The organism is Xanthomonas sp. NCPPB 3218, from assembly GCF_056725185.1.
In genome coordinates, this window is the sequence record NZ_CM161516.1 from 2,804,865 (window position 1) to 2,827,465 (window position 22,601).

The 22,601-nt window shown below is 65.0% G+C and carries 20 protein-coding genes; 6 read left to right on the forward strand and 14 right to left on the reverse strand.

Features of this window, described 5'->3' with window-relative positions; translation table 11 throughout:
* Nucleotides 1-86: 86 nt before the first annotated feature.
* The 9 genes from AC1PLS_RS11520 to cmk all read right to left on the reverse strand — a co-directional run bounded on the left by AC1PLS_RS11520 (nt 87) and on the right by cmk (nt 10,415).
* Nucleotides 87-1,943 (reverse strand): monovalent cation:proton antiporter-2 (CPA2) family protein, encoded by a 1,857-nt coding sequence (locus tag AC1PLS_RS11520; RefSeq protein WP_184431209.1) that lies wholly within the window; start codon nt 1,941-1,943, stop codon nt 87-89.
* Between the two features lie 172 nt (nt 1,944-2,115).
* Complete coding sequence (galU, locus tag AC1PLS_RS11525) at nt 2,116-3,009, reverse strand: UTP--glucose-1-phosphate uridylyltransferase GalU (RefSeq protein ID WP_016903544.1); 894 nt, start codon at nt 3,007-3,009, stop codon at nt 2,116-2,118.
* Entirely contained in the window at nt 3,009-4,916 is a 1,908-nt protein-coding gene (locus AC1PLS_RS11530) for a polysaccharide biosynthesis protein (RefSeq protein ID WP_024939212.1), read from the reverse strand. Before AC1PLS_RS11530 ends, galU begins: the two co-directional genes overlap by 1 nt.
* Before the next feature lie 13 nt (nt 4,917-4,929).
* The gene (locus tag AC1PLS_RS11535) at nt 4,930-5,907 is read right to left on the reverse strand and encodes an MraY family glycosyltransferase (protein ID WP_104568392.1); all 978 of its coding nucleotides are present in this window, start codon (nt 5,905-5,907) and stop codon (nt 4,930-4,932) included.
* Nucleotides 5,907-7,085, reverse strand: a complete 1,179-nt coding sequence (gene lapB, locus AC1PLS_RS11540) for a lipopolysaccharide assembly protein LapB (RefSeq protein WP_016903547.1) — start codon at nt 7,083-7,085, stop codon at nt 5,907-5,909. Before lapB ends, AC1PLS_RS11535 begins: the two co-directional genes overlap by 1 nt.
* Before the next feature lie 6 nt (nt 7,086-7,091).
* Nucleotides 7,092-7,397: a lipopolysaccharide assembly protein LapA domain-containing protein gene (locus AC1PLS_RS11545; protein ID WP_102256649.1), complete on the reverse strand. Its 306-nt coding sequence runs from the start codon at nt 7,395-7,397 to the stop codon at nt 7,092-7,094.
* Nucleotides 7,398-7,462: 65 nt separating this feature from the next.
* On the reverse strand, nt 7,463-7,774 hold the full coding sequence (locus AC1PLS_RS11550) for an integration host factor subunit beta (protein ID WP_016903549.1): 312 nt from the start codon (nt 7,772-7,774) through the stop codon (nt 7,463-7,465).
* Nucleotides 7,775-7,862: 88 nt separating this feature from the next.
* Nucleotides 7,863-9,548 carry a 30S ribosomal protein S1 gene (gene rpsA / locus AC1PLS_RS11555; RefSeq protein ID WP_016903550.1) on the reverse strand — a complete coding sequence of 562 codons (1,686 nt, stop codon included), beginning with the start codon at nt 9,546-9,548 and terminating at the stop codon, nt 7,863-7,865.
* 183 nt (nt 9,549-9,731) lie between these two features.
* On the reverse strand, nt 9,732-10,415 hold the full coding sequence (cmk, locus tag AC1PLS_RS11560) for a (d)CMP kinase (RefSeq protein WP_184431213.1): 684 nt from the start codon (nt 10,413-10,415) through the stop codon (nt 9,732-9,734).
* A gap of 172 nt (nt 10,416-10,587) precedes the next feature.
* Between cmk and ykgO the strand changes: the two genes are divergently transcribed.
* The 6 genes from ykgO to AC1PLS_RS11590 all read left to right on the forward strand — a co-directional run bounded on the left by ykgO (nt 10,588) and on the right by AC1PLS_RS11590 (nt 15,301).
* Nucleotides 10,588-10,713, forward strand: a complete 126-nt coding sequence (ykgO, locus tag AC1PLS_RS11565; RefSeq protein WP_005913193.1) for a type B 50S ribosomal protein L36 — start codon at nt 10,588-10,590, stop codon at nt 10,711-10,713.
* 238 nt (nt 10,714-10,951) lie between these two features.
* Nucleotides 10,952-11,281 carry a hypothetical protein gene (locus AC1PLS_RS11570; RefSeq protein WP_039515118.1) on the forward strand — a complete coding sequence of 110 codons (330 nt, stop codon included), beginning with the start codon at nt 10,952-10,954 and terminating at the stop codon, nt 11,279-11,281.
* Nucleotides 11,282-11,544: 263 nt separating this feature from the next.
* Nucleotides 11,545-12,579 (forward strand): agmatine deiminase family protein, encoded by a 1,035-nt coding sequence (locus AC1PLS_RS11575; RefSeq protein WP_184431215.1) that lies wholly within the window; start codon nt 11,545-11,547, stop codon nt 12,577-12,579.
* A gap of 80 nt (nt 12,580-12,659) precedes the next feature.
* Nucleotides 12,660-13,544 carry a carbon-nitrogen hydrolase gene (locus AC1PLS_RS11580; protein ID WP_016904714.1) on the forward strand — a complete coding sequence of 295 codons (885 nt, stop codon included), beginning with the start codon at nt 12,660-12,662 and terminating at the stop codon, nt 13,542-13,544.
* Between the two features lie 4 nt (nt 13,545-13,548).
* Entirely contained in the window at nt 13,549-14,076 is a 528-nt protein-coding gene (locus AC1PLS_RS11585; protein ID WP_054591964.1) for a GNAT family N-acetyltransferase, read from the forward strand.
* A complete protein-coding gene (locus tag AC1PLS_RS11590) occupies nt 14,069-15,301 on the forward strand; it encodes a TraB/GumN family protein (RefSeq protein ID WP_039515126.1) in 1,233 nt (410 codons plus the stop codon). Before AC1PLS_RS11585 ends, AC1PLS_RS11590 begins: the two co-directional genes overlap by 8 nt.
* Before the next feature lie 116 nt (nt 15,302-15,417).
* Here AC1PLS_RS11590 and AC1PLS_RS11595 read toward each other — a convergent pair whose 3' ends face one another.
* The 5 genes from AC1PLS_RS11595 to AC1PLS_RS11615 are packed head-to-tail and all read right to left on the reverse strand — an operon-like array spanning nt 15,418 to nt 22,601.
* Complete coding sequence (locus AC1PLS_RS11595) at nt 15,418-16,368, reverse strand: endonuclease/exonuclease/phosphatase family protein (protein WP_260300017.1); 951 nt, start codon at nt 16,366-16,368, stop codon at nt 15,418-15,420.
* Nucleotides 16,365-19,502, reverse strand: coding sequence for a discoidin domain-containing protein (locus AC1PLS_RS11600; protein WP_481103698.1), 3,138 nt, complete (start codon nt 19,500-19,502; stop codon nt 16,365-16,367). The genes AC1PLS_RS11595 and AC1PLS_RS11600 overlap by 4 nt, the downstream gene beginning before the upstream one ends.
* Before the next feature lie 26 nt (nt 19,503-19,528).
* Nucleotides 19,529-20,365: a carbohydrate ABC transporter permease gene (locus tag AC1PLS_RS11605; RefSeq protein WP_016904891.1), complete on the reverse strand. Its 837-nt coding sequence runs from the start codon at nt 20,363-20,365 to the stop codon at nt 19,529-19,531.
* Nucleotides 20,362-21,246, reverse strand: coding sequence for a carbohydrate ABC transporter permease (locus AC1PLS_RS11610; RefSeq protein ID WP_024940601.1), 885 nt, complete (start codon nt 21,244-21,246; stop codon nt 20,362-20,364). Before AC1PLS_RS11610 ends, AC1PLS_RS11605 begins: the two co-directional genes overlap by 4 nt.
* Nucleotides 21,243-22,601, reverse strand: coding sequence for a sugar ABC transporter substrate-binding protein (locus tag AC1PLS_RS11615; RefSeq protein WP_184431216.1), 1,359 nt, complete (start codon nt 22,599-22,601; stop codon nt 21,243-21,245). The genes AC1PLS_RS11610 and AC1PLS_RS11615 overlap by 4 nt, the downstream gene beginning before the upstream one ends.

Sequence of the window (22,601 nt, forward strand, 5' to 3'; positions counted from 1 at the left end):
CCGCTCTATCACCCCAGGTTTTTTCTCGACCAGCCGAGGCAATCCCAGCGCCGAACCCGCTGCGGTGCTCGCCAGCCACACACGACTCAGTCGCGGGTCACGGCTTCGGGCTGAGTGGCCTGCGGTACCGCATCGGGATTGAGCGTGCGGCTCTCCCGCCGCGGCGGGGTGAACGGCGTGGGCTTGGGCACGGTGGGCGTGAGATTGCCGTACATCAGCCCTGCCACCGCACCGGCACGCGTATTGCCGGCTGCAATCTCCAGTTCGAACCGCTCGGCATCGCGACGCCGGATCGCGCGCGCGATGGTGACCGCCTCGTCCTCGTCCACGCCCAGCTCGACCAGGGCCGCCTGCCCGAACGCCACCGCCGACTCGAAGGTCTCGCGAATCTGGTAGTCCACCCCGGCAGCGACCAACTGCAATGAATGCTCACGGTCGAACGAGCGCACCAGCAACCTGGCGTGCGGGAACTCGCGCGTTGCCAGCTCGACGATGCGATTGGCCGCCTCGCGGTTGTCGATGCATATCGCGATCGCGCGTGCGCTGTGCGCACCGGAGGCATGCAGCACATCGAGCCGGGTGCCGTCGCCGTAGTAGATCTTGAAGCCGAACTGTTCCGCGCTCTGGATCATCTCGATGTCGTTATCGATGATGGTCACATCCACATCGCGCGCCAGCAGCGACTGGCTGGCAACCTGCCCGAAGCGCCCGAACCCGATGATCAGTACGCTGCCGGTCTGGCCACTGACGGCTTCCACGCCTTCCAGCGACGGCTGGGCGGCCGGCGTCAGCCGTCGCTGCAACAGCACGAACAGCGGCGTCAGCGCCATCGACAACACCACGATTGCCGTCAGGCTGGCGTTGACCTGCGCGTCGATGACGCCGGACGCCGATGCCGCCGCGAACAGCACGAAGGCGAACTCGCCGCCCTGCGCCATCAGCACGCCACGATCCAGCGCCTGGCGATGGTCGCTGCGCATCAGCCGCGCCACCGCGTAGATGCACACGCCCTTGCCGAGCATCAGGGCCAGCACACCGGCCACGATCAGCCGCCAGTCGGCCGCAACCACATGCAGGTCCAGGCTCATGCCGACGCCCAGGAAGAACAGCCCCAGCAGGATGCCGCGGAACGGCTCGATATCCGCCTCGATCTGATGCCGGAAGGTGGATTCGGACAGCAGCACACCGGCCAGAAACGCGCCCATCGCCATCGACAGCCCACCGACCTGCATCAACAGCGCCGCGCCCAGCACCACCAGCAATGCCGCCGCCGTCATCACCTCGCGCGCCTTGGACGCGGCCAGGATGCGGAACAAGGGATTGAGCAGCCAGCGCCCCGCCACCACCAGGCCGACGATGCAGGCCAGACCGATGCCGATGTCCTGCCAGCGTTGCGTCGCCGCCTGCGGGTCGCCGTTGGCGCCCATCCAGGCCACGATCGCCAGCAGCGGCACGATCAACAGGTCCTCGAACAACAGGATCGCCACGATCTTCTGGCCCGGCGGCAAGGCGACATCGCCCCGCTCTGCCAGCAACTGCATCACCACCGCCGTGGAGGTCAGCACGAAGCCGGATGCAGCCACGAATGCCACCGGCGGCGCGAAGCCGAGCAACAGGCCGATGCCGGTCAGCACCAGCGCGCACACTGCGATCTGCAGCGTCCCCAGGCCGAAGATCTCCTTGCGCAGGCTCCACAGGTGGGACGGCCGCATTTCCAGCCCGATCACGAACAGGAACATCACCACGCCCAACTCGGCCACGTGCAGGATCGCCTGCGGGTCATCGAATAGGCCCAGGCCGAACGGACCGATCGCCAGACCCGCGGCCAGATAACCCAGTACCGAACCCAGGCCCAGACGTCGAAACAGCGGGATGGCGACCACGGCAGCGCCCAGCAAGGCCACCACGTTGATCAGTTCGCTGGATTCGGCAGGCTGGCTCATGCCGAGGATTCTAGCCGCAGGCGCGTACCACGGACTTGCACCAGCGTGCCACGCTAGCAAAGCCGCCTGACGTGTCGATCAGCCAGCGGTACGGCGTTCTCGCCCAGCGAGGCCCCAAACGACGAACGACGCCGGATGGCGTCGTTCGTGGATGCAGGCGATGGCCAGGCAATCAGCCGCGCGCGTCGGCCTCGGCCAATGCGGTGCGCAGGATTTCCTTGGCCGGCCCGCCATGCTTCTCGTGCTCAAGCGCGAAATGCACGGTGGCCTCGATCAGGCCGATATGCGCGCCGCAATCGAAACGACGGCCCTCGAAGCGGTAGGCGTCGACGGTTTCCTGCTGCAGCAGTCCGGCAATCGCATCGGTCAGCTGGATTTCGCCACCGGCACCGGCGCCGGTCTCTTCGAGCAGTTCGAAGATCTTCGGGTTGAGCACATACCGGCCGACCACGGCTAGATTGCTCGGTGCCACTTCCGGCTTGGGCTTTTCGACGATGGCGTTGATGCGCCCCTTGCGACCATCGAATGCATCGGTGGCCACGATGCCGTAGCTGGCGGTCTTGTCGTGCGGCACATCCTCCACGGCGATGACGCTGCCGCCCGAGGCTTCGGCCACATCGGCCATCTGGGTCAGCGCACCGGCACCCCGGTTCCAGATCAGATCGTCCGGCAGCAACACCGCAAACGGCTCGTCACCGACCACGGCCTTGGCGCACAGCACGGCGTGCCCCAGGCCGAGCGCTTCGGCCTGCGTCACGAAAATGGCGCGCACGCCTTCCGGCAAGGCATGCCGCACCAGCTCCAGCTGTTCGAGCTTGCCGGCGCGCTCGAGCTTTTGCTCCAGCTCGTAGGCCTTGTCGAAGTAGTCGGCGATCGAGTGCTTGTAGCGATTGGTCACGAAGATCAGCGTGTCGCAACCGGCCTGGATGGCCTCGTCGACGGCGTACTGGATCAAAGGTTTGTCGATGATTGGCAGCATTTCCTTCGGCACCGTCTTGGTTGCCGGAAGAAAGCGGGTCCCAAGACCTGCGACGGGGAATACGGCCTTGCGAATACGCTTGCTCATTAAAGTCTTCTGACCTCACGTGCGGGGAATGGAACGACCGTATCAGATCGCGCGTCGACTTTCCGTCGAGCAGCCGCAAAATCCGGCATCAGACTGCCCAGCACAGTCTCCATCGCCTTGATGTCGTAACGGTTAACCGCCTCACGCAAGCGCGTCACCAGCTGCAACACCTGCTCGTGCGAGAACTCGCGCACACCGGCTTCCAGAATCTTGGGATGCGCGGTTGGGCGATAGTCTTCGTCGGAATAGAACAGGGTTTCGTGCAGCTTCTCGCCCGGACGCAGACCGGTATAGAGGATCGCCACATCCTTGCCGGGTTGCTTGCCGGCAAGACGGATCATCTGCTCGGCGAGCAGGCGGATCGGCACCGGCTCACCCATGTCCAATGTATAGATCGCGCCATGCGAGGCAGAGGCCGCGGCCTGCACCACCAGCTGGCAGGCTTCCGGAATGGTCATGAAGTAACGCGTCACATCCGGATGGGTCACCGTGACCGGGCCCCCCTGGCGGATCTGCTCGCGGAACAACGGCACCACGCTGCCGGCCGAATCCAGCACGTTGCCGAAACGCACGGTGATGAAGCGCGTTGGCGCATCGCGCGCGTCCAGGCTCTGGCAGATCATCTCCGCATAGCGCTTGCTCGCGCCCAGCACGTTGACCGGCTCGACCGCCTTGTCGGTGGAGATGAAGACGAAGGTCTCGATGCGTGCGCGCTGGCATGCGCGCGCCACGTTTTCGGTGGCCAGCACGTTGTTGCGTACCGCCTCGCGCAACTGCTCTTCCAGCAGCGGCACCTGCTTGTAGGCGGCGGCATGAAAGACGGCATCCGGCAGCGCGGTGTTCAAGGCATGCGCGACCACCGCCGGGTCGCCACAATCGCCAAGCACACGCACCACCTCGATATCGGGGAACAACCGACGCAGGTCCGAATCGACGGTCAGCAGCGCCAGCTCATCGATTTCCAGCAGCACGATGCGGCGCGCACCGTGCCGGGCGCACTGGCGGCAGACTTCCGACCCGATCGAACCACCCGCGCCGGTCACCATCACCGTCTTGTTGGTCAACCAGTCGCGAATCAGGCGCCAATCCGGGGTAACCGGCTTGCGGTTGAGCAGGTCCTCGATCGCGACCTCCTTCAACTCGCCGGGTAACGAGCGCCCTTCCAGCACGTTGATCAGCTTGGGCACCATGCGGAACGGCAGCCCGGTACTTTCGCAGATGGCCACCACGCGCTGCATGCCCGAGGCATCCAGCGACGGGATCGCGATGACCAGCAGTTTGGCCGCCGTCTCCTTGGCGATGGCTGCAGCCTGGTCCAGGTTGCCCAGCACATTCAGGCCCTGGATCTTGGCGCCATGCAGATTGTTGGCATCGTCCAGATAGCCGACCGGCACGAATGCGCCGGTGCGGCGCAGATCACGGACCAGACCTTCGGCGGCACGGCCCGCGCCAAGGATCAAGACGCGCTGCGCGGCATCGCCGGAATGCGCGATCTGGTAATCCTTCCAGGCCCGATACAGCAGCCGCGGCGTACCCAGCAGCGCCGACAGAGCGAACGGATAGACGACCAGCACCGACAACGGCACACCATCAAGGCGGTCATAGGACAGCGCCAGCACGATCGCGACCAGGCCGAGAAAACTCGACTTGAAGATGTTCCACAAGTCCGGCACCGAGGCGAACCGCCACAGCCCGCGATACAGGCCCATCTTCCAGAACACCAGGCCTTGCGCGACCAGGACCACCGCGGTGCGCCAATCCCATAACGGCAGATCGGGAGCCTCGCGCAGCATGGAGTAGCGGCCTGCATGCAGCAACTGCCAGCACACCCACACCATCAACAGGTCATGCAGCACCACCGCTGCTTGCGGCAGGGCCTTGGTCAAACGGTCACGCCAGGAAATCATAAAAGTCCGTTACTCAGGAATTGCGCAATCCATCGCGCAGGAAGTGCCAGATTGCGGTGGCACCCAGTCCCCATACCAGGGCTCCGGATACCTGCAGCCAAGTTGCATCATGACGAAGTAACACATACAAGCAGACGACGGCGACGCTGAAAGCGAAATAAATACCGGTTACCGGAACGTGCGTCTCAAGCCTGCGTGCCAGACGCTGATAGAGATGTTGGGCGTGTGGCTCCCACCACCGTTGCCCGGCGAGCATGCGAGACAGCAGCGTGAAGCCGGCGTCTACAAGAAATGCTGTCAGTGGCAACCAACTGATCCACCAGCTCACCTGGCCGCTGGCCACCGTCAGCGCCAGCAGCGCAGCCAGCACATATCCCAACGCACCACTGCCGCCATCACCCAGAAAGATGCGCGCACGCGGAAAGTTGAACGGCAAAAATCCCAGGCAGGACGCGGCGACGGCAAGACCGGCCCAGGCCCAGGCACCAGGCAAGACCGCAGCAAACGCCAGCGCGGCCAGGGCCGCCTGGCTGCTGGCCAGGCCGTTGATGCCGTCCATGAAGTTCCAGACGTTGATCAACACTACCGACGCCATGGCGGTGAGCACGCCATCCCAGAGCCTGCCGGTGTAATGGCTGACCAGCCAGCCCAGCATGACCGACGCCAATAGGTGGATCGCAAAACGCAGCCTGGCCGAGAGCGGACGATGGTCGTCCCACCAACCCACGCCGGCCACCAGCACCAGCCCGGCCGCGAACCAACCAAGAATCGGGCCTGCAGCCGGCCAGATCACGCCGGCTGCCACGCACCCGGACAGCAGCGCCGCCACGATTGCCATGCCACCGCCACGTGGGGTCGCGACCACATGGCTGCGGCGTTCACCCGGATGATCGAGCAGCCGCCGATGCAGCGCGTAACGTCGCAACAACCAGGTTCCCAGTGCCGCGACCGTCAGGTGCAACAGACACCACCACAGCCAGGCCTGCGGCATCAGACCACCGCGTAGTTCAACAGCGGCTTGACCGTGCCCCATTCCTTGCAACTCGGGCATTGCCAGTGATGGGTCTTGGCGCCGAAGCCGCAGCGGGTGCAGCGGTAACTCGGGTTGCGCACCAGCAACTGGTCGGTGATGTGCTTGAGGTCCTGCAAGGTGCCGACCGGGTCGCTGCCTTCGGCCAGGGTCAGGTCGATCAACGCCGATTCGCCGCGGACCGAGGGCCGGTCCTTGAGCTGGCGACCCAGGTAGGCCAACGCAGGTGCCACACCGTCCTGGGCTTCCATCAACTGGGTCAATGCCAGCACCGGGGCGATGCCGCGATAGTGCTCGGTCATCTCGGACAGGAAATTACGTGCGCCGGCGATATCGCCGACCCGGCGATAGGCCGCCATCAATGCGGGAATGATCTCCGGCAGGTATTCCGGATCGTGCCGCGCAGCGCGCTCGAACGCGCGCACTGCCGCTTCGTCGTGTCCGCGCTCGGCTTCGATGCGTCCCTCCAGAATGCCGGCGCGCACCGAGGTGCCATCGGCCTGGTAGGCGCGCGCGATCGCCTGCAATGCTTCGTCGGGCTTGCTCAGGCCACGATAGCGGTCGGCCAGCTCGCACTCGAATTGCGAAATCAGCTTGCCCATCGGCTCGCCGGTGACTTCTTCGTAACGGGTGGCGTTGTCGATCGCCTTTTCCCAGTCGCGCTCGGCCTGATAGATGCCGATCAGGTGACGCAGCGCCTGCGGCGCACGCTGATCCAGTTGCGCCAGTTCGGTGAACACGGTCTCGGCGCGATCCAGCAGGCCGGACTTCATGTAGTCCTCGCCCAGCGCCAGCAAGGCCTGCACGCGCTGCTGATCGGTCAGGTCGGCGCGTTGCACCAGGCCCTGATGCAGCCGGATCGCGCGGTCGACCTCACCGCGGCGACGGAACAAATGCCCCAACGCAACCTGGGTCTCGAAGGTCTCCTTGTCCAGTTCGGCGATGTGCAGAAACAGCTCGATCGCCTTGTCCGGCTGCTCGTTGAGCAGATAGTTCAGGCCACGAAAGTAGGTGCTGGACAGGCGACTGACCTGGGTATCGCCGTGGCGTTGACCACCGCGGCGGCCAACGACCCAGCCCCCCAGCGCTGCCAACGGCACGAACAGGAAGAACCAGATCCACTCGGTCAGAAAGTCCATACGCGCTTACAGTCCATCAAAGGGGCGCGGCTCGACTGCGGCAGGCGCAATGGGCCTGGTGTCGGCGCGACTGACTGCAACCGCCTTGTTGGCCTGGCGCAGTTTGGAATAGAGGGGAATGACCACACTGACCAGCACCATGCCGGCGCCGATCAACACACCGACCAGCAGCGCGACGATGATCGCGATTCCGGAGGTCGTGTGCACACTAGAGAAAAGGAAGTCGAGAGTGACGTCCTGGGAATTGACCGCACCGATGATCAGACCGACCAGCAGGAAGGCCAACATCACCAGCAAGCGAAACACCTTCATGGCCAGACTCCGTCGAAAGAGGCTTAGCTTAACCGAGCCGACATAAACGCAGCGGCAGAATGACCTCAGTCAGCCGCATCCAGCAGATCGACCGGGACCACGGAGCTGACACGCTCGCGCAATTCCTTGCCAGGCTTGAAATGCGGAACATGCTTGCCCGGCAACGCGACCGACTCGCCGGTCTTCGGATTACGGCCAAGACGTGGCGGGCGGTAATGCAGCGAGAAGCTGCCGAACCCGCGGATTTCGATCCGATCACCATCGGAGAGCGCCTGCCCCATCATTTCCAGCAGCGATTTGACTGCCAGATCCACGTCGTCCGCCTTCAGATGCGCTTGACGTCGCGCCAGGATTTCAATCAATTCGGACTTGGTCATGGGAAGACTTGCTTTTTTCGACTGACACATCGGAATCGGCCCGGGCAAGCCCGGGCCGATCCATCACGCTCTTGCGAGCGCTACGCGCTTACTCGGACTTGTTGCTGTTCAACTGTGCACGCAGCAGCGCGCCCAGCTGGGTCATGCCACCGGATGCGGCCGAAGACTGGTATTCCTCCAGCGTTTCGCGCATTTCGGCATCGTCCTTGGCCTTGATCGACAGCTGCAGGGTGCGGCCCTTGCGGTCCATGCCCACGAACTTGGCTTCGATCTTGTCGCCGACCTTCAGGTGCTGGGTCGCGTCGTCCACACGCTCGTTGGCGATGTCGCGTGCAGCGACGTAGCCTTCGATGCCGTCGGCCAGGTCGATCGTGGCGCCCTTGGCATCCACTTCACGCACCACGCCTTCGACCTTCGAACCCTTCGGGTTGGACGCCATGTACTGGCCGAACGGATCCTGCTCCAGCTGCTTGACGCCCAGGCTGATGCGCTCACGTTCCGGATCGACTGCCAGCACAACGGCTTCCAGCGTGTCGCCCTTCTTGTAGTTGCGCACGACATCTTCGCCGGTGGTGTTCCAGCTGATGTCGGACAGGTGGACCAGGCCGTCGATGCCGCCGTCCAGACCGATGAAGATGCCGAAGTCGGTGATCGACTTGATCTGGCCGGACACCTTGTCGTTCTTCTTGTGGGTGGCAGCGAAGGTTTCCCACGGATTGGCGGCAACCTGCTTCATGCCCAGCGAGATGCGGCGACGCTCCTCGTCGACATCCAGCACCATCACTTCGACTTCGTCACCCACCTGCACAACCTTGGACGGGTTGACGTTCTTGTTGGTCCAATCCATCTCGGAGACGTGCACCAGACCTTCGACGCCCGGCTCGATCTCGACGAATGCGCCGTAATCGGTGACGTTGGAGACCTTGCCGAACACGCGGCTGTTGGCCGGGTAACGACGTGCGATGTTGTCCCACGGATCTTCGCCCAGCTGCTTCAGGCCGAGGCTGACGCGGTTACGCTCGCGATCGAACTTCAGCACGCGCACGTCCAGCTCGTCGCCGACGTTGACGACTTCGGACGGATGGCGCACGCGCTTCCAGGCCATGTCGGTGATGTGCAGCAGGCCGTCGATACCGCCCAGGTCCACGAACGCGCCGTAATCGGTCAGGTTCTTGACGACACCCTTCAGGATCGCGCCTTCCTGCAGCTTGTCCATCAGCTGCTCGCGCTCTTCCGAGTGCTCGCTCTCGACCACGGCACGACGCGAAACCACCACGTTGTTGCGCTTGCGGTCCAGCTTGATCAGCTTGAACTCGAGTTCCTTGCCTTCCAGGTAGGCCGGGTCGCGCACCGGGCGCACATCCACCAGCGAACCAGGCAGGAACGCGCGGACATCCTTGATGTCCACTGTGAAACCACCCTTGACCTTGCCGCTGATGCGGCCGGTGATGGTTTCGTTCTTTTCCAACGCCTCTTCCAGCTCGTCCCACACCATTGCGCGCTTGGCCTTCTCGCGCGACAGCACGGTCTCACCGAAGCCGTTCTCGATGGAATCGAGGGCAACCTTGACCTGGTCGCCTACGCCGACATCGATCTCGCCAGCGTCATTACGGAACTGCTCGATCGGCACGATGCCTTCGGACTTCAGGCCAGCGTTGATCACCACCACGTCGCCGCGCACTTCCACGACGGTACCGGTGACAATGGAGCCCGGCTTCAGCTTCGCCAGATTGGCTTGACTGGCTTCGAACAGTTCAGCAAAAGATTCTGTCATTTGAATTTTACTCAGTTGAACACACGGGCGTTGATCGTCGAATGCGACAGATGCCAAGCGCCCAGCCTGTTGGTCGACTCCGGACAGCGAGTCGGTTAAGTAGTAGTAGAACCGCCACACGGGATGTGCGACGGAGCCTTGGAACGCCTTACGGTCGGCGGGACATGCCCGCTTGCGGAACGCTTACGACGACGCGCGAACGGTCAACAACCCGACCACACGTTGGACGACATCCTCGATCCCCATTCCGCTGGTATCGATCAGCACGGCGTCTTCGGCCGGCCGCAATGGCGCCACCACCCGCTGCGCATCACGGGCATCTCGAGCCATGATCTCGCGCAGCAGGTCGTCAAAGATAACCGAAACACCCTTTTCCATCAACTGTTTATGGCGACGGCCCGCACGTTCTTCGGCACTGGCGGTCAGAAACACCTTGAAGGCGGCATCGGGGAAGATCACCGTGCCCATGTCGCGCCCGTCCGCGACCAGGCCGGGGGCCTGCCTGAATGCGCGTTGGCGTTCCTTCAACGCGCCGCGCACCTCGGGAATGGCCGCAATCGCCGAGGCAAGTGCGCCGGTGGTCTCCAGGCGCAGTTCGCCGGTGGCGTCCACGCCATTGACCAGCACCCGCAGCCCTGCCTCGCCGGCATCGTCGAACTCCACCTTGGTGTCGAAGGTGCAGCGCACCAGCGCAGCCGGATCGGAGACATCCAGATCGGCCCAGCTCGCTGCCACGCCCACCGCGCGATACAGTGCGCCCGAATCGAGGTAATGCCAGCCCAGCCGGGCGGCCACGATCCGGCTCACGGTGCCCTTGCCGGCGCCGGAGGGACCATCGATGGTAAGGACGGGCGAAAGGTCGGTCATTCAGGTTTCCGGAAGGTCATCAGGCGGTAGTGTAGCGCCGCTCGCGGGGATTGCGATGCAACCACTTGAAAGCACGACGAAAAGCCGGTTAGAATTGCCGGCTTAATTCCGGGTGCACCCTCGATTGCGGGCACTCTTCCATCGAATCCAACCGTTTACGCCGAGGTGTGCCATGAAAGTCCTGTCCTCCCTGAAGTCTGCGAAGACCCGTCACCGCGACTGCAAGGTGGTCCGCCGCCGCGGCAAGGTCTTCGTGATCTGCAAGTCGAACCCGCGTTTCAAGGCGCGTCAGCGCTAAGCTTTCGCCGCGCGTGCAAGACCCGAGAAAGCCGCCTCCGGGCGGCTTTTTCTTGGCCGATGCTCGCGCCGACGATTGCCTGATGCAGGCTGGACTGCGCGGATGCCCGCCCGGCTCCGCGTAACGGTTGCGCTGGCAGGCATACGCCGCGGCGTTGGGTACCACCGATCAGCAAGCACGCCGGCCCTGGTTTTGCTGTAATCACCATCCGAATCTTGTCCACTGGGGAGTAGATGACATGCGCAACCGTTTGTTTGTCCTGCCGCTGATCGCGCTGATGGGGATCAGTGCCGCTGCGTCGGCCGATACGCTGCTGATCGACCGCGCACAGCAGAAGCCTGCCGCTGCCCTGCCCTTGCGCGGCGACAGCATGAGCCAGGTCGAAGGCCGTTATGGCGCGCCGCAGGAAAAGCTGGCGCCGCGCGGTGGCCAGAAGCGCCAGTGGCCGACCATCCATCGCTGGGTATATCCGGCCTTCACCGTGTACTTCGAAAAGAGCCGGGTGATCGACGTGGTAGCCAACCAGGCCGATGCCAACGAGATCGGGCCCAAGCCGCCGATCAAGTGATCGCGGGTTGTTCGGGTTCCATCGGAGGGTGACTGCAACAGTGGTTTGATCCAATGGTGTGCGGGAAGCGATCGCTGCGAGTCGGTAAGGAGAGTCCTTCGCAAGAGCCGATTCGACGCGAATTCCTCGCAAGAGCCGATTCAACGCGAGTCCCTCGCAAGAGCCGACTTAAGGCGAGTCCCTCGCAAGAGCCCGCACATCCATGTGCGGGGATTGAATTAACGGCCCGGCGTTGCCTGGCATTGATTAGGTAGTTGCAAGTTATGACCGATAGCGTTCGCTTTCCTGCCGAGTGGGAATCTCAGTCCGCCGTGTTGATTGCGTGGCCGCATGCGGGCACCGATTGGGCCGAGCGTCTTGCCGAGGTGGAAGACACCTATATCGCGCTGGTCACGGCGATTTCCCGCTTCGAGCCGGTGATCGTGTGCGTGGCCGATGACGACCTGCAGATCTACGCGGAAGCGCGGCTGCGCTCGGCACGGGTGGACATGGCGCAGGTGCGCTTCGTGGTTGCGGCCTACAACGACACCTGGCTGCGCGATTCGGGCCCGATCACACTGCGCCAGGACGGCGGTTTCCGCCTGATGGATTTCCGCTTCACCGGCTGGGGCGGCAAGTTCGAGGCCAGCCTGGACGATCAGCTGGTCACCTCGCTGGATGCGGCGCAGGTATTCGTGCCCTCGCAGGTGCAGACGGTGGACTTTGCGCTGGAAGGCGGCGCGATCGAGACCGATGGTGCGGGCACCTTGCTGACCACCTGGAAGTGCCTGCACGAGCGGCATCCGCAGCGCACGCGCGATTCGCTGAGTGCCGATCTTGCCGCGTGGCTGGCGCAGGACCGCGTGCTGTGGCTGGATCACGGCTATCTGGAAGGCGACGACACCGACGCGCATATCGATACGCTGGCGCGCTTCGCCGGCCCGGATGCGATCGTCTACCAGGGCTGCGATGTGGCCAGCGATTCGCATTACACCGAACTGCAGGCGATGGGCGCCGAACTGGCTGCGTTGCGCAAGGCCGATGGGCAGCCGTATCGGCTGTTCGTGTTGCCGTGGGCCGAGCCGATCCTGGACCAGGGCCGGCGTCTGGCCGCCTCGTACGCCAACTTCCTGATCGTCAACGGGGCGGTGCTGATGCCGGCTTACGGCGACAAGGCCGATGCGAGCGCGCAGGCGGTACTGGCCGAGGCGTTTCCGCAGCACGTCATCGTGCCGGTGCCGTGCCGCCCATTGATCTGGCAGAACGGCAGCCTGCACTGTCTGACCATGCAGCTGCCCGCCGGTCTGCTGGCTGCCTGAGTCACTCCTGTTCCGGCCGGCAGGCCGGTGTTACACCATCGCGCGCTACCTTAGTGCGCCACTTCGCTGGACGAATCGCCATGACCCGTCATCTCCTTCCCGTCGCGCTGATCCAGGAGCGCAACCACGGCGACGCCGCGGCCAATCTGGCCATCATCGAATCGCGCGTGGCCGAAGCCGCCGCACAGGGCGCCAAGCTGGTGCTGCTGCAGGAACTGCACAACGGTGCGTATTTCTGCCAGCACGAGTCGGTGGACGAATTCGACCTGGCCGAGCCGATCCCCGGCCCCAGCACCGAGCGGCTGGGCGCGCTGGCCAAGCAGCACGGCGTGGTGCTGGTGGCCTCGCTGTTCGAGCGCCGCGCGGCCGGGCTGTATCACAACACCGCGGTCGTGTTCGAAAAGGACGGCCGCCTGCTCGGCAAGTACCGCAAGATGCACATCCCGGACGATCCCGGCTTCTATGAAAAGTTCTATTTCACGCCGGGCGATCTGGGCTTTGCGCCGATCGATACCTCGGTCGGCCGCCTCGGCGTGCTGGTGTGCTGGGACCAGTGGTACCCCGAAGCGGCGCGCCTGATGGCGCTGGCCGGTGCGGAGCTGCTGCTCTACCCCACCGCGATCGGCTGGGATCCGGATGACCAGCAACCGGAGCAGGAGCGCCAGCGCGATGCCTGGGTGCTCAGCCATCGCGGCCATGCGGTCGCCAACGGGGTGCCGGTGCTGTCGTGCAACCGCGTCGGCCATGAGCCCTCGCCGTTGGGCGCGTCGGGCATCCAGTTCTGGGGCAACAGCCATGTGCTGGGGCCGCAGGGCGAATTCATCGCCGAAGCCGGACAGGACCCGACGGTGCTGGTCTGCGACGTCGACCTGCAGCGTAGCGAACACGTGCGCCGCATCTGGCCGTTCCTGCGCGATCGCCGTATCGATGCGTATGGCGACCTGCTCAAGCGCTACATCGACTGACCGCATGCCAGTGGAGTTGCGCGAAGTCCGCGACACGGACATCCCGGCCATCACCGCGATCTATGCGGAGCAGATTGCCGGGGTCAACAGCTACGAATACAGCGCACCATCGCGCGATGAGATGGCTGCACGGGTGCGCGCGAGTGTGGATGCCGGCTACCCCTATCTTGTTGCCGAGCGCGATGGCGTGGTGGTGGGCTATGCCTACGTCGGCGCCTATCGCGCACGCGCCGGCTACCGCTGGACAGTCGAGAATTCGATCTATCTCGCCAGCGCCGCACAGGGCCACGGCATCGGCAAGGCCTTGCTCGGCGAGCTGATCGCACGCTGCCAACAGCGCGGCTATCGACAGATGATTGCGGTGATCGGCGATGCCGACAACCTGGCATCGCGACGGCTGCATGAACGTTTTGGTTTTCGCACGGTCGGAGTGTTCACCGGTATCGGCCGCAAGCATGGTCGCTGGCTGGACGGCGTGCAGATGCAACGCGCGCTCGGCTCCGGTGACACCGCCCCTCCTTCTGATGAATGACCCCATGACTGAGCAAACCACCCACGTTCTGGACGATGCGCTGTCCGGCCAGCCGCATCGCATCGTCGAACGCGATGGCGTGCGCTATACCCTGCTCGGCACCGCGCATGTCTCGCTGGCCAGCGTGGCTGCGGTGCAGCGGGCGATCGGCAGCGGCCGCTACGATGCGGTAGCGGTGGAACTGGACGCGCAGCGCCTGCAGGCGCTCAGCGACCCCGATGCCCTCGCCCGCCTGGACCTGGTGCAGGTGATTCGCAAGGGCCGGGTGGCCTTGTTTGCGGCCAACCTCGCCCTGGCCGCCTACCAGCGCCGCCTGGCCAAGCAGCTCGGTATCGAGCCGGGCGCGGAATTGAAGGAAGCGGTGAATCTGGCGCGCGCGCAAGGCCTGCCGGTGCACCTGATCGATCGCGAGGTCGGCCTGACCTTCAAGCGCGCGTCCGGGCGGCTGGGATTCTTCGGCAAGATGAAACTGGCCGGCGGCCTGCTCGGCGGTCTGTTCGCGGCTGACGAGGTGGGCGAAGAGGAAATCGAAAAGCTCAAGCAGGGCGACATGCTGGAGGCGAGCTTCGGCGACTTTGCCAGCGAAAGCCCGGAGCTGTACGAGACCGTGATTGCCGAGCGCGACCAGTACATGGCCACGCGCCTGCGCGAGGAAGCCACCACCGATCAGCGCGAGATCCTGGCGGTGGTCGGTGCAGGACATCTGGCCGGTCTTGCACGCCACCTGGAGCAGGACACCGCCGCACCCGGCCCGTTGCGCGAGTCGCTGGAATTCGTGCAGCAGCGCAAGCGCATTCCGTGGATCACGCTGGGCATCCTGGCGGTCATCATCACCGGCATCGGCATCGGCTTCTGGCGCGGCGGCCTGAGCATGGGCGCGGACCTGTTGTTGCAGTGGGCGATGTATACCGGCGGACTGGCCGCGCTGGGCTGCCTGCTGGCCGGCAGCCACCCGTTGAGCATCCTCACCGCGGCGGTCGTGGCGCCGTTCAAACCGTTCCGTCTGAGCGTGCCGACCGGTGCGTTCGCCGCCCTGGTCGAAGTGCATATGCGCAAGCCGGCCTATGGCGACTTCCTGTCGCTGCGCGACGATGCGCAGACCTTGCGCGGCTGGTACCGCAATCGCGTCTCGCGCGTGGTGCTGACCTTCCTGCTGACCAACGTCGGCAGCATGGCCGGCGTGTGGCTGGCCGGTGTGCAGATCTTCAATCGCCTGCATGGGTGAGCGTGGCGGCGCTGCAATCTGCTGCTCGTAGGAGCGCACCCAGGCGCGATGGGGCGTTACCGGTAATGCCCTATCGCGCCCGGGTGCGCTCCTACGTGGTTGATGTAGGGGTCGAGTTACGGCTGATCGGGCGCGAGCTGCAGGCGCACCCAGACGCCGTAGTGATCCGATGCCCAGCGCCCTTCGGCATACGGGGTGTCGAACAGGATGCGCGCTTCGCGCGCCAGTAGCCGGTTTTGCTGGAAGAACACGTGGTCGATCCGCGCCGGCGTGTCGAACACATGCAGGTTCAAGGTGCTGACGGTGGCATCGCTGTTGCGATGCACGCTGCCGTAGCTGTCGCCGTAGCCCTTGCGTAGCGCTTCCAGATCCAGGGCGTCGGCGGCGGTGTTGAAATCGCCGGCGATCACGACCGGTGCCTGCTCGCTGTTGGAGGCAATGAAGTCCAGCAGGTCGGCGACCTGACGCGTGCGTGTGGCCGTGCCACGCGCATCGGCACGTTCGTTGAGGTGGGTGACGTAGACATTGATCGGCTGGCCGTCGACATCGACCTGCAGATGCGCGGCTACGCGGTAGTCGTCCAGCGGCTGCAGCAGGCGCTGATGCCGGGCCAGCACCGTGCGCCGGCTCAGCAACGCGTTGCCGTAGCGCTTGGGCGCGCCGACCGGATCTGCCGAGGCGAAGGTGTAGTCGTAATCCAGCTTGCGCGCCAACCAGGCGGCCTGGTTCTCCACGCTGCCGCGGCGCTCGATCACTTCCTGCAGCGCGATCACGTCCGGCGCCAGTTGCTTGAGCTGTCTGGCGATATAGGCGCGACGCGCCGGCCAGTCTTCGCGGTCGTGATGCAGGTTGAGCGTGACCAGGGTCATCTCGCGCTGCGCCGCGCCCGGCGACTGCACTGCCGGGGATGCGTGTGCTGCCTGTTCGGTCTGGTTGAGCTGTGCGGGTTGCGCGGCCTGCGTGGCGTGTACAGCGACAAAGCACAGTAGCAGCGCCAGCCACGCGACCGGCCACCCGCCGCAGCGCCGCACCGGCGCTGCCCGGGTCGGTCGAGCCGCGTCTTTCATTGCGAGGCGCGCTCGGCCCGCCGCACCGCGCTGGGCACATCGATCTGCACGTTGGCCGGCAGCTGTTGAATCCGCAGTTCGCCGTTCTGCCACTCGGCAGATTCACCGTTGATGCTGGCCTTGCCCGGCGTGCCCTGGTACGGCCACGGCAACACCACGCCGCCCGGCGGCAGGATCAGGCCCGGCTGCAGTTGCAGCACCAGCTGCTTGTCGGTGCGCTGCAAGGTGTAATTGAGGCGCCCGTACGGTGTGCGCAGTTCGGCAATGCCGATGCCCTTGCCCTCGAACCAGCGCGTCGGCGTGCCGGCAGCGATGACCAGGCTGGCGTCGGATTCGCGTCCGTAGGCGAACATGTCCAGCACCGAGCGCACGAAATCCGAGGCAACCCAGGCATGCGGCAGGTCGCCGACGAAGAACGGCGTACGCGGCGTGCGCGAGACCACTTCCGCCCATTGGTTCCAGGGTTGCGGCGCACGGTCCTTGAAGAAGAACGCGGTGGCGTCCCAGGCGCGGTCGCGCCAGCCCAGGCGCACGAACGCGGCCACGTTGCGCCATTCGTAGGGCGTGTAGTCCTTCCATGCGCGCTTGCCGTCGCGGCGGTCGGAAAACTCCTTCCAGTAGCGCTCGAAGGTATTGGTCAGCAGGTCCTGCGGCAGGCGTTGCTGCTCGCCGCCCGGGGCCAGCGCGATGGTGGTCGAGGTCGCATCGAAGTCGCCCAGCTCGGCCGAGCCGGGCAGGAAATCGAGACTGTGCTGGCGCACCGCAGCGCCTAGCGAGGCGACCAGGTCGCCACTGAATTCGTCGCGTGCGGCGCTGAAGCGGGCGACCTCGTCGGGCTTGTCGAGCGCGCCGGCCAGCATCGCCGCATCCTTGTAGCCGCGCAGCGCCCAGAAGTTGTCCCAGTACGAATGCACCGGCTTGGCCGAATAGCCTTCGTGGCTGATCGACACCGGCATCATTCCGTAGAAGGCCGGATTGCGCATGAAGTTGTCTTCGGTGCGTTCGCTGGCGCGCAGCTTTTCCATGTAGTCGTAGGCGCCGGTCACGTGCGGCCACATCTTTTCCAGGAACGCCTTGTCGCCGGTGTAGCGGTAGTACTCGGCGATGTTGAAGATCAGCTCGCCATGGCTGTCGTTCTCGGGCACCGGGTCGCTGCCGCGGTCGTCCACGCAGCACGGCACCATGCCGTCGGCGAACTGATACGGGGCGAACCAGTCGACGTACTCGCGCACCACGTCTTCGCGGCCGAGCCGCAGCAGGCCTTCGGAAATCATCGCGCCGTCGCGGATCCAGCTGCGCGAATACGAGCGCGTGCCCGGCTGCAGGCGCGGGCCGATGCGCGAGATCAACATGTGCGCCAGCGCGGTGCGCAGGGTGTCGACCACCGGCTTGCCTTCGGCCGGCACTCTGATGCGCACGCGATCGAGCTTGCTGCGCCACTGTTGGGCCACCTGCTGCTGCGCCTTGTCGGCATCGAAGCCGGCCGGCAGTTGCGCGGTGCCGGTCTGCGGAATCACCAGCGCCACCTCGCGCTGTTGGCCGGGCTCCAGCTTCCAGCGATACAGCAGCACGCCCGAAGCCAGGCCGGTGTCGTCCTTGACCTGGGTGATCGTCGGCGGCGTGGCGGCGGTGAGATGGCTGACATCCATACCGCTGTCGAAGGCGCTGGCAAAGCCGGCATCCGGACGTTGTGCGGCGAATACCCGCGGCTTGCCGTTGACGCTGACCTGCGCGCCCTCCACCGCCAGTTGTTCGATCCGGCTCACGCCGCCCAGGGTATTGAGGAACTGCGCCGGCGGGTTGACCTGGAACGGCCGCACCGCCAACGCCAGGGTGAAGTCGCGCGCCTCCTTGCCGGTGTTGTGCAGCTGATAGCGTGCAACCAGTTGCGCCTGATCCGGGGTGCCCTGCACGAATGCGGTCACGCGCAGGTTCATCAGGTCGTGGTGCCAGTCGACGCTGGGAATCGGCAGGTAATCGTCCTGCAGGCTCTGTTCGCTGCTGACGTCGGACCAGTGCAGCAGCTTGCCGCCGGTGACCACGAACGGCTCGATGCTGAAGCCCCCCTTGCCCACTTCCACCGCGCCGTCCTCGCCGATCAGGCCCTGCTCGGTGCCGCCGTCCAGACCCAGGATGGTCCAGTACGGCTGCTCGCCGGAGAAACCGCGTGGATAGCTGCCGCGCGGCATCTGCGCGGCCAGCGACTTGATGAAGTCGTTCGGCGTCGCCGCAAACGCCAGCGGCTGCAGCTGCACTTCCTTGATGCCATAGCGCCAGTTGGGACCGTCCTTGAGATCGAAGCGCAGGTATCGCGCCTCGGTGTCCGGCAGCGCCAGCCAATCGGTGCCGCCGGCACCGGCCGTGACGGTGCGCAGGTCGCGCCAGCCGCGCCCGTCGCTGGACGCGCGCACCACATATTGCGAGGCCTGCAGGCCGGGGACCCACTGCACCACCGCGCCGCCGAATTCGCGCACCTTGCCCAGGTCCAGCGTGACGGTCTGTTGCTTGACCGCGCCGCTGAGCCAGAAGGTCTCCGGCTTGCCGTCGGCCAGGCGTTGTTCCAGTGCGGGCGCGGTATCGGTGATGGCCTCGGCCTTCAACGGCGAGGTGTCTTCCGGCGGCAGCGGCGTGAGCGTCAGACGGTCGAAGCACACCGTGCCCTTGCCGCCGACCTTGTTGTAGATGGTGAACTCGACATCCGCGCTGCTGCGCAGCTGCTTGTCCTGGCCCGGGCCCCAGGCCTTTTCGATGTTGCGCTTGCGATAGCCGACGGTGGTCCAGTTCTTCGGGAAGTTGAAGCCGGGCCGGTTGACCCACCACACGTTGTCGCCGCTGGCATCGATCAGCTTGACCTGCAGGTCGTTGGACGGCGAGTCGCCGCGCAGCGCAAAGCCGATGCGGTAATTGTCCGGATAGTCGATCGGCAGGTTGCGGCGGATGCCGACATAGCCGGACACGCCGTTGAAGTTGTAGTCCAGGCACAGCGCATGCCCGCCGGCACTGGTGGCGACCGGCCGCAGCGAGCCGCTGACCTGGTTGGACACCACCAGGCGCCAGGCGCCGATGTCGTTGAAGCCGTCGAGCACGCGTTCCTGCGCCTGCGCCGTGACCGCAGAGGTGGCAACAGCGGTCATGGCAAACAATCGCAGGAACATTGGCTTCACCCCTTCACACTCCCCAGCAGAAGACCTTGGATGTAGTAGCGCTGCAGCGCGACGAACAATAGCAGCACCGGAATCACCGTCACCACTGCGCCGGCCATCATCAGCTCCACGTCCATGATGTGCTCGCGCGACAGTGCGGCCAGCGCCACCGGCAAGGTGTACTGCTCCTGGTCGGTCAGCACGATCAGCGGCCACATGAAATCGTTCCACGAGCCCATGAAGGTGAAGATGGTCAGGGTGACCAGCACCGGCTTGAGCATCGGCAGCACGATCTGGAAGAAGATCCGCATCTCGCTGGCGCCGTCGATGCGCGCGGCCTCGATCAGTTCATCGGGAATGCTGCGCGCGTACTGGCGCACCAGGAAGATGCCGAACACCGTCGCCAGCGCCGGCACCACCACCCCGCCGATGTTGTTGACCAGATGCAGCTGCTTCATCAACAGGAACAGCGGCAGCATCGCCACCTGCGCCGGAATCACCAGCGCCGCCATCAGGATCTTGAAGATGCGCTCGCGGCCGACGAACTGCAGCTTGGCGAACGCATAGCCGGCCATGGTGTTGATCAGCAGCGAGCCGAGCGTGATCAGCCCGGACACCATCAGGCTGTTGGCGAAGTTGCGCGCCATGCCGGTACGCGCGAACAGCTCGTGGTAGTTGGCGGTGGTGAACGCCGAGGGCAGCATCGGCGGCGGGAAGCGGCTGGCCTCGCCGGTGGGCATGAACGACACCGACAGCATCCACAACAGCGGCGCCAGGCTGACCAGCGCCAGCAGCAGCAGGCCACCGTTGATCAGCACGCCATTCCAGCGCGATTGGCCGACATCACGACTCATATCAAATCCCTCTTGCGGCCAAAGCGCAGCATCACGGTGGTCACCGCCAGGATGATCAGGAACAACAGGAACGCCACCGCCGACGCGCGGCCGAGGTTCCACCACTTGAAGCCTTCCTCGAACATGAAATACAGCACGCTCACGGTGCTTTGCAGTGGGTCGCCGCGGGTCATCACGTAAGGCTCGGCGAACAGCTGGAAATAGCCGGAGATGGTGATCACCCCGACCACCATCAGCACCGGGCCGAGCATCGGCAGGGTGATATGCAGGAACTGCTTCCAGCGCGAGGCGCCATCGATGCGCGCGGCCTCATACAGGTCCTGCGGGATCGCCTGCAGCCCGGCCAGGAAGATCACCATGTTGTAGCCGAAGTTCTTCCACACCGCGAACAGCATGATGGTCGGCATCGCCCAGCGCGGGTCGCCCAGCCAGTCGATCGGGGCGATGCCCAGATGGCTCAGGCCGAAGTTCACCAGGCCGTACTTGATGTGGAACAGATAGCGCCAGATCACCGCCACCGCCACCAGCGTGGTCACCACCGGGGCGAACAAGGCGGTACGGAACAACGCCTTGAAGCGCGAGGCCTTGGCATTGAGCAGCAATGCCGCGCCCAGCGACACGCCGATCGACATCGGCACGCCCAGCAGCACGAAATACGTGGTGTTCCACAACGACTTCCAGAACAGCGGCGTCTGCAGCAGGTCGATGTAGTTGCCCAGGCCGACGAAGCGCAGATGGCCGCTGTCGGCCAGCGCGTACAGATCGAAGTCGGTGACGCTGAGCACCAGCGCGGCGAACACCGGCACGCCGAAGAACATGCCCAGCACCAGGATCGACGGCGCGGCGAACACCCAGCCGGCGACGGAATTACGCTTCATCATCGTGCCGCTCCCTCGCCCGCTGCCGGTGCTGGCGCTGCGGCAGGTGTCGCCGCAGGCGTTGCCGTTTCACCCGCCGGACCGACATGTCCGCCCTCCTGTTCGAAGATCCAGCGGCGCTTGGCCAGAATCTCGTCCACGCGCTTATCCAGTTCCTGCACGGCGGCCTCATGTGATTGGCCGCCACGCACCACGCGCTCGGTCACCAGGCGCATTTCCTGCACGATGCGCTCCCACTCCAGCACCTTGGGCGTGGCCTTGACCCGCTCCAGCTGGTCGCCGAAGGCATGCGCCAGTTCGTCGTTGGCCAGCGAGGGCAACTTCCAGGTGCTGCGACGCGGCGGCAGGTCGCCGATGATGGCGTGGAAGCGCGCCTGCACCTGCGGCTGCGACAGGTATTCGATCAGCTTCCAGCTGGCGTCCTTGTGCTGCGACGACTTGAAGATCACCAGGCTGGAACCGCCGGCAATGCCCGCGCCCAGGCCGTTGGGCCCCGGCAGCGGCGCAGTGCCCCACTTGCCTTCCATGCCCGGCGGCTGGCGCAGCTTGAACTCGCGCACGTTCCACGGGCCGGACAGATAGAACGCGTAATAGCCGTTGAAGAACTCGTACCAGACGTTGGAGACCTGGGTCTCGGAGACCTTCGGCGCCCAGCCCTTCTGATACATGGTGTCGTAGAAGCCCAGCGCCTTGCGGAAGCCCTCGCCGCGGAAGTTGCCGTAGTTGTCATGGTCGCGCAGCAGGCGGTCGTCCTGCTGCAGCGCGAACGACAGCTGCTGCTCGAACTCGTTGAGCGGCATCAGGATGGCGTAGCGGTCCGGGCCGACCTTGCGCTTGATCGCCGCCATCACCTGTTCCATCTCGGCCCAGGTCTTGGGCATCTCGCTATAGCCGGCCTCGCGCAGCAGGTCCTTGCGATAGAACAGCAGCCGGGTGTCCACATACCACGGCACGCCATACAGGGTGCCGTCGACCAGATTGGTGTCCCACACGCCGGGGAAATAATCCTGCGGGTCGACGATCCTGGAACGCGCCACATACGGCTGCATCGGTTCCAGCGTGTCCAGCAGGGCGAACTCCGGCAGCCAGGTGTTGCCGAGCTGGCACACGTCCGGCAAGCCATCGGCGGCAAAGGCGGTCAGCAGTTTTTCGTGCGCCGCCGTCATCGGGATGTTCTGCACATCCACGTGGATGTTGGGGTTCTGCTTCTCGAAGTCGGTCACCAGCTCGGCGACCACTTCGGCCTCCTTGCCCATGGCCCAGAAGCGCACGGTGGTCTTGCCGGGGTCGGAGCGTTCGCATCCCGCCACACCCAGACACAGTGCGGCGGAGATCATCAACAGTTTCAAAAGGCGCAC

Excerpts from the sequence above, each read along its gene's own strand:
- AC1PLS_RS11520 (WP_184431209.1), bottom strand. The coding sequence starts at position 1,943 with ATGAGCCAGCCTGCCGAATCCAGCGAACTGATCAACGTGGTGGCCTTG.
- galU (WP_016903544.1), bottom strand. The coding sequence starts at position 3,009 with ATGAGCAAGCGTATTCGCAAGGCCGTATTCCCCGTCGCAGGTCTTGGG.
- AC1PLS_RS11530 (WP_024939212.1), bottom strand. The coding sequence starts at position 4,916 with ATGATTTCCTGGCGTGACCGTTTGACCAAGGCCCTGCCGCAAGCAGCG.
- AC1PLS_RS11535 (WP_104568392.1), bottom strand. The coding sequence starts at position 5,907 with ATGCCGCAGGCCTGGCTGTGGTGGTGTCTGTTGCACCTGACGGTCGCG.
- lapB (WP_016903547.1), bottom strand. The coding sequence starts at position 7,085 with ATGGACTTTCTGACCGAGTGGATCTGGTTCTTCCTGTTCGTGCCGTTG.
- AC1PLS_RS11545 (WP_102256649.1), bottom strand. The coding sequence starts at position 7,397 with ATGAAGGTGTTTCGCTTGCTGGTGATGTTGGCCTTCCTGCTGGTCGGT.
- AC1PLS_RS11550 (WP_016903549.1), bottom strand. The coding sequence starts at position 7,774 with ATGACCAAGTCCGAATTGATTGAAATCCTGGCGCGACGTCAAGCGCAT.
- rpsA (WP_016903550.1), bottom strand. The coding sequence starts at position 9,548 with ATGACAGAATCTTTTGCTGAACTGTTCGAAGCCAGTCAAGCCAATCTG.
- cmk (WP_184431213.1), bottom strand. The coding sequence starts at position 10,415 with ATGACCGACCTTTCGCCCGTCCTTACCATCGATGGTCCCTCCGGCGCC.
- ykgO (WP_005913193.1), top strand. The coding sequence starts at position 10,588 with ATGAAAGTCCTGTCCTCCCTGAAGTCTGCGAAGACCCGTCACCGCGAC.
- AC1PLS_RS11570 (WP_039515118.1), top strand. The coding sequence starts at position 10,952 with ATGCGCAACCGTTTGTTTGTCCTGCCGCTGATCGCGCTGATGGGGATC.
- AC1PLS_RS11575 (WP_184431215.1), top strand. The coding sequence starts at position 11,545 with ATGACCGATAGCGTTCGCTTTCCTGCCGAGTGGGAATCTCAGTCCGCC.
- AC1PLS_RS11580 (WP_016904714.1), top strand. The coding sequence starts at position 12,660 with ATGACCCGTCATCTCCTTCCCGTCGCGCTGATCCAGGAGCGCAACCAC.
- AC1PLS_RS11585 (WP_054591964.1), top strand. The coding sequence starts at position 13,549 with ATGCCAGTGGAGTTGCGCGAAGTCCGCGACACGGACATCCCGGCCATC.
- AC1PLS_RS11590 (WP_039515126.1), top strand. The coding sequence starts at position 14,069 with ATGAATGACCCCATGACTGAGCAAACCACCCACGTTCTGGACGATGCG.
- AC1PLS_RS11595 (WP_260300017.1), bottom strand. The coding sequence starts at position 16,368 with ATGAAAGACGCGGCTCGACCGACCCGGGCAGCGCCGGTGCGGCGCTGC.
- AC1PLS_RS11600 (WP_481103698.1), bottom strand. The coding sequence starts at position 19,502 with ATGACCGCTGTTGCCACCTCTGCGGTCACGGCGCAGGCGCAGGAACGC.
- AC1PLS_RS11605 (WP_016904891.1), bottom strand. The coding sequence starts at position 20,365 with ATGAGTCGTGATGTCGGCCAATCGCGCTGGAATGGCGTGCTGATCAAC.
- AC1PLS_RS11610 (WP_024940601.1), bottom strand. The coding sequence starts at position 21,246 with ATGATGAAGCGTAATTCCGTCGCCGGCTGGGTGTTCGCCGCGCCGTCG.